We start from the raw sequence: 12530 nt of genomic DNA, 5'->3' as shown, positions 1-12530 counted from the left end.
CGAATGAATGCGAGGAGTTTGACCATGACGACTGCCATCAATACTGCTGTGGAAAAGGGCGACGCCGCCGTCGGCGCGCACCTGGTGCGAGACGTCAGCCTGCCGGCGCTGGTGCTGCACCGCGAAGCGCTGGAGCACAACATTCGCTGGATGCAGGCATTCGTCAGCGACAGCGGCGCCGAACTCGCGCCCCACGGCAAAACCAGCATGACCCCGGCCCTGTTCAAGCGTCAGCTCGACGCCGGTGCGTGGGGCATCACCCTCGCCAGCGCCACTCAAACCCGCGCGGCCTACGCCAACGGTGTGCGTCGTGTGCTGATGGCCAACCAATTGGTCGGTACGCCGAACATGGCGCTGATCGCCGATCTGCTAGCGGATCCGTCGTTCGACTTCTATTGCATGGTTGATCACCCGGACAACGTTGCCGATCTCGGCGCTTACTTCGCCTCGCGCGGTGTGAAGCTCAACGTGATGATCGAGTACGGCGTGGTCGGTGGTCGATGCGGTTGCCGCAGCGAACAGGAAGTCATTGAGCTGGCCAAGGCAATCAGCGCGCAACCGGCGCTGGCGCTGACCGGTATAGAAGGATATGAGGGCGTGATCCACGGCGATCATGCGGTCAGCGGTATCCGCGAATTCGCCGCATCATTGGTGCGCCTGGCCGTGCAGTTGCAGAACAGCGGCGCGTTTGCCATCGCCAAACCGATCATTACGGCCTCGGGCTCGGCGTGGTACGACCTGATTGCCGAATCGTTCGAAGCACAGAACGCTGCTGGCCGCTTCCTCAGCGTGTTGCGCCCCGGCAGTTATGTGGCGCACGACCATGGCATCTACAAAGAGGCGCAGTGCTGCGTGCTCGATCGTCGCAGTGATCTGCACGAAGGTCTGCGTCCGGCACTGGAAGTGTGGGCGCACGTGCAGTCGCTGCCGGAGCCGGGGTTTGCGGTGATTGCACTGGGCAAGCGTGACGTGGCGTACGACGCCGGGCTGCCGGTGCCGCTGCTGCGTTACCAGGTCGGTGTAGTACCGGCGGTGGGCAAGGACGTTGGCGCGTGCAAGGTCACGGCAGTGATGGATCAGCATGCATTCATGACGGTGGCGCCGGGCGTTGAGCTGCGCGTTGGTGACATCATTTCCTTTGGTACATCCCACCCCTGCCTGACCTTTGACAAATGGCGCGTGGGCTTGCTGGTGGATGAGCAGTTGTCGGTGATCGAAACCATGGAGACGTGTTTCTAGGGCTTCAGACCGAGGCGCCGCCATCGCTGGCAAGCCAGCTCCCACAGGGTGAAGTGTGGATGCACATTTTTTGTACGACCCAAAAAATGTGGGAGCTGGCTTGCCAGCGATGGGGCCAGATCAGACACCATCGATCAACCAGAGACACCACAAAAAAATGACCACTCTCAGCCCCTTGGGCCCCAACACCCCACGCATCGCCCTGATCGGCGAATGCATGATCGAACTTCAGCAGCGCGCCGACGGCAGCCTGCAGCAAAGCTTCGGCGGCGATACCCTCAACACCGCCGTCTACCTGTCGCGCACCATGGGCGATAAAGCACAAGTCGACTACGTCACAGCGTTGGGCGATGACAGCTTCAGCGACGCCATGTGTCAGAGTTGGTCGAGCGAAGGCATCGGCCTCGATCTCGTACAGCGCCTGCCCGGACGCTTGCCGGGTCTGTATTGCATCCAGACCGACGCCAACGGCGAGCGACGCTTTCTCTACTGGCGCAACGAGGCGGCCGTCCGCGATTGCTTTACCACTGCCGCAGCCGAGCCGATTCTGGCGGCGTTGCCGGATTACGACGTGCTGTATTTCAGCGGCATCACCCTGGCCGTGCTCGGTGCGCAGGGCAGGGAAAGATTGATCCAGACCCTGATCGAAGCTCGCCAGCGTGATGCGCGGATCGTCTTCGACAACAACTACCGGCCACGTTTATGGGCGTCAGTGGCAGAGGCACGTGCGGCTTATCGCAGCGTGTTGCCGCACATCGATCTGGCGTTGCTGACCGAGGATGACGAGCAGGCGCTGTTTGGCTTCAGTGACTGCGATGCGGTGTTCGAGGCTTACGCGCAGATTGGCACGCCGGAAGTGGTGCTCAAGCGCGGCGCTGAGGCGTGCCTGATTCGGTGTGACGGTGAGGCGTTTGCAGTGCCGGCACAGAAGGTCGAGAAAGTCGTGGACACCACGGCGGCGGGGGATTCGTTCAGTGCGGCTTATCTGGCGAGTCGTTTGCTGGGTGGAGATCCAGAGGATGCGGCGGTGGCCGGCCATCGATTGGCAAGCCAGGTCATTCAAGTGCCGGGAGCGTTGATTCCGAGGTAACCAATGAATGGCCGCTTGCTGCGCAATCGTTCGCGAGCAGGCTCGCCGCCACAAGGATCAACAGTGTGCAGGCAACCACCTTGTGGGAGCTGGCTTGCCAGCGCTGAGGCCCGAAAGCCAACCACTCAATCCCGGTAAAACACCTGCACCAGGTGATAGCCGAATTTGCTCTTGATCGGCCCATGCACCGTGCGCAGCGGCTTCTTGAAGATCACCGCATCAATCGCACCGACCATCTGCCCCGGCCGAACTTCACCCAGATCGCCGCCGCGCTTGCCGGACGGGCACGTCGAGTATTTCTTCGCCAATACATCAAACGCTTCACCCTTGGCGATGCGTTGTTTGAGCTGTTCGGCCTCTTCGGCGGTTTTCACCAGAATGTGGCGGGCTTGGGCTTTCATCGTGCGGTACCTGATAACGGGGTGACGGCGGGGCGCGGATTATGCCTCAACTCAAGGCGTCTCGCTGATCATCGTGCGGATCTTGCTGGCCAGCAGCTCAATCGAAAACGGCTTGGCCACCATGTCCATGCCGTCCTCAAGAAAGCCCTGACGCTCGGCAGCCTTCTGCGCATACCCGGTCATGAACAGCACCTTGAGCTTCGGATGATGCTGGCGTGCGATTTCCGCCAGTTGCCGCCCGTTCATGCCCGGCAGCCCGACGTCGGTGATCAGCAGATCGACGCGCACATTCGACTCCAGCAAAGGCAGGGCGGTCCTGGCGTCATCGGCCTCGTAGCCGTTGTAGCCCAGCTCCCTGAGCAGATCGAGCACCAGCATGCGCACCGCCGGGTCGTCTTCGACCACCATCACGGTTTCACCGGCGGCGATCGGCGCAGGTTGCTCAACGAGTTCAGCCTCCGGGCTTTCCGGCTCGCTGCCATGCAAGCGCGGCAAGTACAGACGCACGCAAGTACCCTGGCCCGGCAGGCTGTCGAGGCTGACATGACCGCCCGACTGCTGCGCAAAACCATAGATCATCGACAATCCAAGACCAGTGCCCTGGCCGATGGGCTTGGTGGTGAAAAACGGATCGAATGCCTTGGAAAGTACCGAAGGGGTCATGCCGCTGCCGTTGTCGCTGACCGCCAGCATCAGGTAATCGCCGGCCTTGACCGGTTCCAGCGTGGTGATGTCATTGCCATCCAGATAAACGTTGGCCGTTTCAATCAGCAATTCACCGCCATCGGGCATGGCGTCGCGGGCGTTGATCACCAGGTTGAGCAGGGCGTTTTCCAGTTGGCTGACGTCGGTGCTGACAGGCCAGAGGTTTTCTGCGAGGCGTAACGTGAGCGCGATCGGATCGCCCTTGGTGCGACGGATCAGATCTTCCAGCGAATGGATCAGCGCGTTGACGTCGAGGGTTTTGCGATCCAGTGACTGGCGCCGCGAAAACGCCAGCAGGCGGTGCGTCAGCGCAGCGGCACGGTTGGCGGACGACACGGCGGCTTCGGTAAAACGCCCGATCTCGTCGGCCCGACCATTGGCGATATAGCGTTGCATCAGGTCGAGGCTGCCGATAATCCCGGTGAGCATGTTGTTGAAGTCATGGGCGATGCCGCCGGTGAGCTGACCGACCGCTTCCATTTTCTGTGCATGACGCAACGCATCTTCGGCGCGCTCGCGTTCGAACATCTCGTTCTGCAAGCGCTCATTGGCCTGGGCCAATTGTTCGGTGCGGGCGCTGACGCGTTCTTCAAGTGTTTCGTTGAGATTGCGCAGCGCCTCTTCGGTTTTCTTGCGCTCGGACTCGTCGATCACAAAGATGTAGAAGCCGTTGACCGCGCCATCCGCTCCGTGGCGGGGCAAGTAGTTCATCAGCGCATGCCGGGTGCTGCCGTCGCGATGGGGCGTGTACAGGCTGAACGAGCAGGGCCGTCCGGCCAGCGCCTCGCCGATGTACGGCGAACGCAGGAAATAAGCCTCTTCGCCGATCACCTCGCGAATGGTGCGGCCATACAGCTCTTGCGGCGTCAGACCGTACCAGTCGAGATACGCCGCGTTATTCAGGCGAAAGCGCTCTTCATGGTCGACATAGCTGATCAGGATCGGCATGGCGTTGATGACCAGTTGTAATTCGGTCTGACTCTGGCGCAATGCATGTTCGTTCTGTTTTCGCTCGGTCAGATCCAGGGCTGCACCGAGAAAACGCACCGGCCGGCCATGATGATCCTTGTAGCAGCGGCCGCGAGCGAATACCCAGCGCTGCTCGCCGCCGGGCAACAGCAAGCGGTACTCCTCGGCATATTCCGTGCCGTGGGTGATGCAATGTTTGATGCTGCGGGCCAGCAGCGCACGGTCTTCGGGGTGAACGCCGTTCAGATAATCGCTGATGGGCAATTGCCCGGCGCGGGCCGGATCAATGCCGTGCAACTGGGCAAAGTGCGCATCGGCAATGAAGCGATCTTCACCGATGTCCCAGTCCCAGGTGCCGACCGCATCGGTGGCGGCGAGCGCCAGTTGCAGTCGCTCCTCGGTGTTGCGCTGAACCCTGAGGCTCTCGTCCGAACGCTGCTGCAACTCCAGAGCGATGCGCCGCCGTTCGTTGGTTTCAATCGCGGTGACGAGGATCCCGGCTACCTGTGCGTTTTCATCACGGATCGGGCTATACGTCAGATCAAGCCAGAACTCTGAATCCTTGCCGTCGTGTTGCAGGGTGAAACGCTGTTCACTGTAGGTGCGTACCTGACCTTGTAGGACGGCGCTGTAAATCGGGGCGGTAAAGTCTCGAAGTTCGGGCCATATCTGGTGCGCCGGCTGTCCGAAAGCGTGCGGGTGCTTGCTCCCGGCGAGCAGGGCAAAGCCGTTGTTGTAGATCTGCGTCAACTCCGGCCCCCACATCAGCAACATCGGCATCGGCGAGTGAATCACGATGTCCACGGCGGTGCGCAGGCTCTGCGGCCAGGTGCCTGCAGCGCCCAGAGGGCTGCGGCTCCAATCGGTGCGGGCAATCAGTGCCTGGGCGTCGTTGCTGGTTGGTACAGCGTTCATCGTTGCATCCTGAGCGTCAGTCGGTAGGGCGGCGTCTACTATCCTAATCTGGTAGACGCGCATTGACTCGCGGCGTCACGGCGCGGGTCCTCTCTATTCATTGCAAGCTTCGCAGGTGCTTTTAGCCATGGAAATCGATGCACTGCTCAAACAACTGGCGAGTCGTCATGGTTCGGACCTGTTCCTCTCCACGGGCGCACCGCCCAGTGCACGTTTTGAAGGCGTGCTTACCCCGTTGAGCGAGCAATCCTTGAAACCTGGCGAGGTGGCAACGGTAGCCACCTTCCTCATGGACGCCGAGCAGCGCAGGGAGTTCGACCGGGATCTGGAAATGAACCTGGCAATCTCGCGCCCCGGCATCGGTCGCTTCCGGGTCAACATCTTTAAACAGCGCAACGATGTATCCATTGTGATCCGCAACGTCAAACTCGATATTCCGCGTTTCGAGGATCTCAAGCTGCCGCCAGTATTGCTCGAAACCGTGATGCTCAAGCAGGGGCTGGTACTGTTTGTTGGCGCTACCGGTTCGGGAAAATCAACCTCGCTGGCAGCGCTGATCGATCACCGCAACCGCAACAGCAGCGGGCATATCGTCACCATCGAAGACCCGATCGAGTATATCCATCGCCATCAGCGGTCGATCATCAACCAGCGTGAAGTCGGGGTCGACACTCGAAGTTTTCACTCCGCGCTTAAAAATACCCTGCGCCAGGCGCCGGACGTGGTGCTGATCGGTGAAATTCGCGACCGTGAAACCATGGAGCACGCGGTGTCATTTGCCGAGACAGGGCATCTGGTTTTGTCGACGTTGCACGCTAATAACGCCAATCAGGCGTTGGATCGAATTATCAATATGTTCGCAGAAGAGCGCAGGCCGCAGTTGCTACAGGCGCTTGGTAACAACTTGAAAGCATGCATTTCGCAGCGTCTTGTGCGCACGGTTGATGGAAACCGCAGAGCTGCCGTAGAGGTGTTGCTGGGTACGCCGACCGTAGCCGATCTGGTCCGACGTTGTGAGTTCGGGGAGCTCAAAGCCATGATGGAAAAATCCGCGGCTATGGGCATGCAGACATTTGACTCAGCCCTGTTTGCGTTGGTATCGACGGGTGCAATTACTGAGGAAGAGGCGTTAAGGAATGCCGATTCGGTCAACAATCTGAAGTTGCGCTTGAAATTGGTTGGAGAGAGCAACATTGATCGAAATTCAACGGCGGGAGAGTGGGGTTTAATGGATTGATATGCTGATCAGTAGGCTTGATATTGATGGGTGGCAATATCGCTTAATATGTTCGAAGTGGACCGGTCCAGTCTGGAAGTTGAGTATTGTCAAGTTTGACGATAAACAATTAACTTGATGGGATTCCATAATGGATTTTAAGAAAAAAAATAAAATTTTTCAGTCATCAACCAAAGCTCTGGCTGAGTTGAATGGCAAGCTGGCCGCGGACGCTGCTGAGTATCTTCAGGTAATTGATGAGCTGGAGTTGGCGCTGGAAGAGAGTAAAGAAGATCAGGTTATCAAATGGTACGCTCGCGAAGTAGCGTTGCAGGCGGGATCCTCAAAGTATGAAATTTATAATCCCGGCAGGCTTTTGCTTAACGACTTTCTGCAAACGAATTTTGTCATTGGTATGATTAATCGGGTGGGGGCGCGTGAGCATAATGGTCTTGTTCGGGTCGGGCCTGATGAGAAAATCGAAGTCTATGGTCCGGACGGCTGGATTGACCTGCGTGCGCGCACCATCCTTGGCTGGTATGAGGAATATACGGCGCCTTTGAAGTTGATTGCGGATATATCCCGAGCAGCAGGAGGGTATGTATGGCCGGACCTGGATATGACCCTGGACCAGTGGTTTCGCTTTCATGAGATTGATCCGCCGAAAAATAACGCAGAAGTCAGGAACTTGATTGCCTTGTTGAAGTTTGATCCGGTCGTTGATAATCCCGTCAACTATTGGGAGCACTTTCAGGGGGGTGGGCAGGGATTGTTGAAACTCACGCAGGACGAATTTTCAGAGATCAGGCGGGCGACGGCAAAAATCACTTTAGGTAGGAAACTTCTCACAATATTGCACAGCATCAGCGGGCGGCCACGTATAACGCATGAGAACGCCGCTCAGCAAATAAAAAACCTGGTTACACACGCTGGCTCGCTAGTGATCGCCAGAAGATATCTCGAAGAGCTTGAATGGTTTGGCGCAAACGCACAGGAAGAGGTATCTGAGAGCGTGCTGGCCCAGCTATTGATAACGGCTATATTGCTCGACCTTGATACATCGATTGACCAGATTACCCGACGCGGACGTGTTGCCGAGTTTGATTTATATGCAGCGACAAACGTTGAACGACATGCCTCGTCAGTACTTCGGGACCTGTCGAGCTTTTTGCAGACCAAACAATGGGTAGACGCTGCTCTGGCGCCGCTTGCGGCGCATATGTTACTGACTCGCATTGCACCAGAGTTTCTCGTATCTGGAGTACCGTCGTCAGTTACACTTGGCTCGATTGCGTGCATCAATTTCAGTCGTGGCGTGACGCTGGTTAACGCGGTTAAAACCGGCGCCGCTCAAGTGATGACCTATACCCAGATCATGGCTTACGCTGACTTGTATCCGGTAAGTGACGCGCAGAGACATCTACGGGATCTGACCATGATCGACCCGATTGTCGATTGGGCGCTGCTTAATCAAGTAGTGACGCGTGCAGAGCTTGATGAGGCGGAGGAAGCTACTACAAAACGAGCAATTGCGGCATTCGAGCAGCATGCCGAGAAGTTTAGCCAAATAGCCCAAGCCTTCTCGACAGTGCTACCTGACAGGGCGAAAATTGCCCGTGCGGCATTGAGTGTCGCGGCGCCAGGCTGCGACACTCTGGACGAAAAAGCACTTTCCGAACAAGGCGGCCAGCAGATCATGTCCATGGTTGATTTGCATCAGTCTGGCGATCTGGTTACCGGCAAGTGGGACCGACGCACCGTCCGCTTGATCACGAACGGGGTGCCGCGACCGGCCATCAATTACAACCCTTCGGGCGTTAGTCTTTATAAGCATTACCCACAATTACTCGCGCTCAAATCCTGTGATGAGGCGATGGATCGTCAGTTGGCGGTGTATCGCAGTGATTTGGATGAGGCCATGTTGACGACCGTAAAAATGGCGTTGGCGCTGATGCCCGATACTGATCTGCACGCGTTCATGAATGCAAAGATCCACTTTCTCACCGTGCGTGGATCCGCGATCTATACGGCTACCAAGCGCATCGGCGGGCCATTGGACAAGGAATTTCAAAATGAAACACTGCAAAGCCGAGACGCTGCAACCGGTCGTTTTGGCGTTGTGATGTTTGCGACTTACAACAATGCTGTCATCTGTTATGAGCTGTTCACCGCGCGCGGAGAGTTTCAAAAAAATGACGCATTGGGTGAGTTGATTGTTCGCCAGCAAACACTGCAGCAGCGCTCAAGGATGAATCGCCCGGCTGACCTGACATCTCAACTGCCTTTTACCTCCCTGCAGTTATTGCCGCTCAATGTGAAGTGTTACACCCATGGTGTTGCGCCAGACGCTTCGATCAGCAGTAGCATGGCCTTTATCGATAACTTTGGTGCGCTGCCCGAGCCGCAAACAACTGCGAACCCCAAGTTGGGATTTTATCAGCGTATCAACGATCCCGACGTTGCACGTATCGCGGAGTTTATTGTTGCTCATCGACCCTTCCTTAATGCTCGGGAACTCAGAGAGCTAGTTCGTGTGCCCACGCCTTTGGAACTCTCCCGAGAAGAGGGCGAACGGCTGATTACTTATTTCATCAACCTGGTGGTGCCGTTCAAGAAATGTATCGAGGACATTACATCCGGTGAGCACGACAAAGTGGTAGATGGGATCTATGGTTGCTTGATGGACGGCATCGGGCTGGTGGGAACGGTCGCGGGAGCCAGTTCCAAAGTGTTGAGTATTTCAGCGAAGGCTATTTCTACAACTGCAAAAGCTGCGCGTTTTACCAAGTTGGCGTTTACCTCGGCGGTTTCGCTATTCAACCCACTGGACGGCGTGCCGTCTGGCATACAGTTAGGTGGAAAACTGGTATACAAGGGTTTTTTGCGTTTCAACAAAAACTCGCATGCGCTTATCGCGAAGGCGAACAAACAGCTGCGCTCACTCAGGCCGCGACAACACCCACATGTTTTGTTTGACAATAATGGTAGCGCACAATTCGCGCTCGGCACCTGGCGCCCCCGCAGTGTAGCGAGCGATGCCGTGGCGATACTGGCCGTGCGCCGGGACAATAAATGGTACGCCTTGAATCGTCGCGGCGACGTCTGGGGCAAACCTCTGGACGGTTTCAGGCAGAACGCGCCATTGCCATTGCCTTACCCGACAAAGACCTTGCCGGAGAGCTATTCGCGAAGCTTCATCGACAAAAGTCTGCCGCGCGCGCGAGCGAAAATCGATAATGCCCTTGAAGCCATAAGCCGTCATGACTTCAAACGCGATTGCAGTCGAGTGATGAAAATATTATTCGGGGACTCGTCATCTGTAGCCATAGATCGTTTGATTGTCTACCTGCGCTTGATCCGTTTCGATTTTGCCGGGTTTTCGCTAAGCAATATTGTGCTTGACGCCATCAAGGAGAATGAAACTATCGCTGCATTCGATGTTAACGCTTATAAACGCTGGAAAAATGAAGGCGCAACCAATGGGGCTGATCAGGCTTTTGTTGAAATATATACAAAAAACCTCAACAAACATTTCATTAGCCTGGGCTTTAATCATGACGTCGTAGCCGATGATCTGATTCACGAGTTATTCCATGCGAGCGCGCAGACGGACGATGTGGGCTACGCGACGGACGCGCAGGCAGAAAAGACCGAAGGACAGCAACTGAATGTGGCAACACTGCTCAATATTGCATCGGGCTGTCTGCCGGTGTCAGAAGGCAGCACGGTTTGTCATGCGCCATCCAAAGCCTTTGAAAATGCAGATTCGCTGGCGATGGCCACTTCACTTCTGAGCCAGCTTTGCACAGACAAAGTGACGTTCGACCGCAATATGGCGGACATCACCAGTGCTCTTGAAGCCAGTGGCGCAAACGCCATTACCGAGCCGGTTATTATCACTCTGAACAAGCCGGCGTGATTATGTAGGCCGCGATCTGACTTCCCTACCTGGCCGAATCAATCCGCCAGTTCAGGCCGATCCCGAAACTGCTCCAGCGCTTCGGGATTGGCTAATGCATCGGTGTTTTTCACCGGCTGGCCGTGCACTACGTCCCTGACGGCCAGTTCCACCACCTTGCCACTGATCGTGCGTGGAATGTCCGTGACGGCAACAATCTTCGCCGGCACATGCCGCGGTGTAGTGCTGGCGCGGATCACCTGGCGAATCTGCGCTTGCAGGCTATCGTCGAGTACCGCGCCGTCCTGCAACCGCACAAACAACACCACCCGCACATCGTCCTGCCATTGCTGCCCGATAGCCACGCTATCGAGCACTTGCGAGACTTTTTCCACCTGCCGATAGATCTCCGCTGTACCGATGCGCACGCCGCCGGGATTGAGCACGGCGTCGGAACGGCCGTGAATCATCATTGCGCCGTGGGGCAGTTGTTCGGCGTAATCGCCCTGCGCCCAAACGCCGGGGAACAGGCTGAAATAGGATTTGCGCAGCTTTTCGCCATCCGGGTCATTCCACAGGCCGATTGGCATCGCCGGGAAATGCCGGGTGCACACCAACTCACCTTTTTCGCCAATCACCGGCTGACCCGCGTCGTTCCACACTTCAACTGCCATGCCCAGGCTCTTACCCATGATCTCGCCGCGCCGCACCGGGGATAGCGGATTGCCGTTAACGAAGCAGGAAACGATATCGGTACCACCGGACATCGAGGCCAGGCAGACGTCCGGTTTGAAGTCGCGGTAGACGAAATCGTAGCTCTGCGGCGACAAGGCTGAGCCGGTGCAGAGCAGGGTTTTCAAGGCACACAGGTCGTGGCTTTCGCGGGGCTTGAGGCCACTGCTTTCCAGGGTTGCAAGAAATTTTGGACTGGTGCCGAATACGCTGACACGCTCATCTTCCAGCAGATCCAGTAAACGCTCGGGACCTGGGTGAAAGGGCGAACCGTCATACAGCACCACAGCGCTGCCGACCGCGAGGGCCGACACCAGCCAGTTCCACATCATCCAGCCGCACGTTGTGTAGTAGAACAAGCGGTCGCCTGGGCCGAGATCGACGTGTAATCCATGTTCCTTCACGTGTTGCAGCAACACGCCGCCGGTGCTGTGCACGATGCATTTCGGCACGCCGGTGGTGCCGCTGGAATACAACACGTACAGCGGATGGGCGAACGGCACCGGGACGAAGAACGGATCGCCGCCCGGCGTGTAGAAATCATCCCAAAGCATGACATCGGCGTGCGTTCGATAATCGTCCACGCGAGCCTGCGAGCGCGCGTAAGGTACGATGATCAGCTGTTGCAGCGACGGCAGTTGCGCAAGGATTTCATTGAGCTTGGTCGTCTGGTCGATCTCTTTGCCCGCATAGCGATAGCCGGCGCAGGTGATCAGTACTTTCGGCTCGATCTGGCCGAAGCGGTCGATCACGCCATGGGTGCCGAAGTCCGGTGATGAGCATGACCAGATCGCGCCGAGGCTGGTGGTCGCGAGCATAGCCACCAAGGTCTGCCAGGTGTTTGGCATGCACGCCGCCACCCGGTCGCCGAGGCCAACACCAGCCGCTTGCAGGCTGGCCTGAAACCCCGCGACCTGGCGGGCCAGCTCGGCCCAGGTCAATTGCTCGCGCTGACCATTTTCCGCCACGCTCACGACAGCCACCGCATCGTCGCGCCGGCGCAACAGGTGCTCGGCAAAATTCAGCGTTGCTCCGGGAAACCACTCGGCGCTGGGCATTTTCGCACCTTCGCGCAGCACGGCGTCGGGCGGTGTATGGAAGCCGATGTCGAAGAAATCAACGATGGCCTGCCAGAACACTTCGCGCTGATCGATGCTCCACTGATGCAGGGCAGGGTAGTCGCCAAGGTTCAGCGAATGGCGCTGATTGACGAAGCGTCGGAACGCGTCCATGCGCGATTTGGCGATGCGGCTGGCGTCGGGTTGCCAGAGGATGTCGGACATTGGTTTGCCTCTTGTTTTGTTGTTCATGCACATCGCCTGTGGGAGCGAGCCTGCTCGCGAAAGCATGCTGTCAGTGAATGCA

Annotated in this window: 7 protein-coding genes; 4 read left to right on the top strand and 3 right to left on the bottom strand. The window is 57.4% G+C overall.

The features are described 5' to 3' along the window. Window positions 1-24: 24 nt before the first annotated feature. Window positions 25-1239, top strand: a complete 1215-nt coding sequence (locus tag H8B20_RS13215; RefSeq protein WP_210623373.1) for an amino acid deaminase — start codon at window positions 25-27, stop codon at window positions 1237-1239. Between the two features lie 157 nt (window positions 1240-1396). Then, a complete protein-coding gene (locus H8B20_RS13210) occupies window positions 1397-2329 on the top strand; it encodes a sugar kinase (RefSeq protein ID WP_210623372.1) in 933 nt (310 codons plus the stop codon). A 125-nt stretch (window positions 2330-2454) separates the two neighbouring features. Here the strand turns inward: H8B20_RS13210 and H8B20_RS13205 are convergent, their stop codons facing one another. Beyond that, complete coding sequence (locus tag H8B20_RS13205; RefSeq protein ID WP_025112520.1) at window positions 2455-2730, bottom strand: peptidylprolyl isomerase; 276 nt, start codon at window positions 2728-2730, stop codon at window positions 2455-2457. Window positions 2731-2781: 51 nt separating this feature from the next. Continuing rightward, window positions 2782-5319, bottom strand: coding sequence for a PAS domain-containing hybrid sensor histidine kinase/response regulator (locus H8B20_RS13200; protein WP_210623371.1), 2538 nt, complete (start codon window positions 5317-5319; stop codon window positions 2782-2784). A gap of 127 nt (window positions 5320-5446) precedes the next feature. Here H8B20_RS13200 and H8B20_RS13195 point away from each other — a divergent pair, with 127 nt between their 5' ends. Together H8B20_RS13195 and H8B20_RS13190 are read left to right on the top strand one after the other, a co-directional pair. Further along, complete coding sequence (locus H8B20_RS13195; RefSeq protein WP_210623370.1) at window positions 5447-6556, top strand: PilT/PilU family type 4a pilus ATPase; 1110 nt, start codon at window positions 5447-5449, stop codon at window positions 6554-6556. Window positions 6557-6686: 130 nt separating this feature from the next. After that, complete coding sequence (locus H8B20_RS13190; RefSeq protein WP_210623369.1) at window positions 6687-10454, top strand: hypothetical protein; 3768 nt, start codon at window positions 6687-6689, stop codon at window positions 10452-10454. Window positions 10455-10492: 38 nt separating this feature from the next. Here the strand turns inward: H8B20_RS13190 and H8B20_RS13185 are convergent, their stop codons facing one another. Beyond that, window positions 10493-12448: an acetoacetate--CoA ligase gene (locus H8B20_RS13185; protein ID WP_210623368.1), complete on the bottom strand. Its 1956-nt coding sequence runs from the start codon at window positions 12446-12448 to the stop codon at window positions 10493-10495. Window positions 12449-12530: the final 82 nt, after the last annotated feature.

It is taken from the genome of Pseudomonas sp. P42, assembly GCF_017973755.1.
In the GTDB taxonomy this organism is placed as follows: domain Bacteria; phylum Pseudomonadota; class Gammaproteobacteria; order Pseudomonadales; family Pseudomonadaceae; genus Aquipseudomonas; species Aquipseudomonas iridis.
This window is presented reverse-complemented; position numbering and strand designations above follow the sequence as displayed.

Bases quoted from the DNA above. Each gene is read 5' to 3' on its own strand.
- H8B20_RS13200 (WP_210623371.1), bottom strand. From the start codon at position 5,319: ATGAACGCTGTACCAACCAGCAACGACGCCCAGGCACTGATTGCCCGC.
- H8B20_RS13195 (WP_210623370.1), top strand. From the start codon at position 5,447: ATGGAAATCGATGCACTGCTCAAACAACTGGCGAGTCGTCATGGTTCG.
- H8B20_RS13185 (WP_210623368.1), bottom strand. From the start codon at position 12,448: ATGTCCGACATCCTCTGGCAACCCGACGCCAGCCGCATCGCCAAATCG.
- H8B20_RS13215 (WP_210623373.1), top strand. From the start codon at position 25: ATGACGACTGCCATCAATACTGCTGTGGAAAAGGGCGACGCCGCCGTC.
- H8B20_RS13210 (WP_210623372.1), top strand. From the start codon at position 1,397: ATGACCACTCTCAGCCCCTTGGGCCCCAACACCCCACGCATCGCCCTG.
- H8B20_RS13205 (WP_025112520.1), bottom strand. From the start codon at position 2,730: ATGAAAGCCCAAGCCCGCCACATTCTGGTGAAAACCGCCGAAGAGGCC.
- H8B20_RS13190 (WP_210623369.1), top strand. From the start codon at position 6,687: ATGGATTTTAAGAAAAAAAATAAAATTTTTCAGTCATCAACCAAAGCT.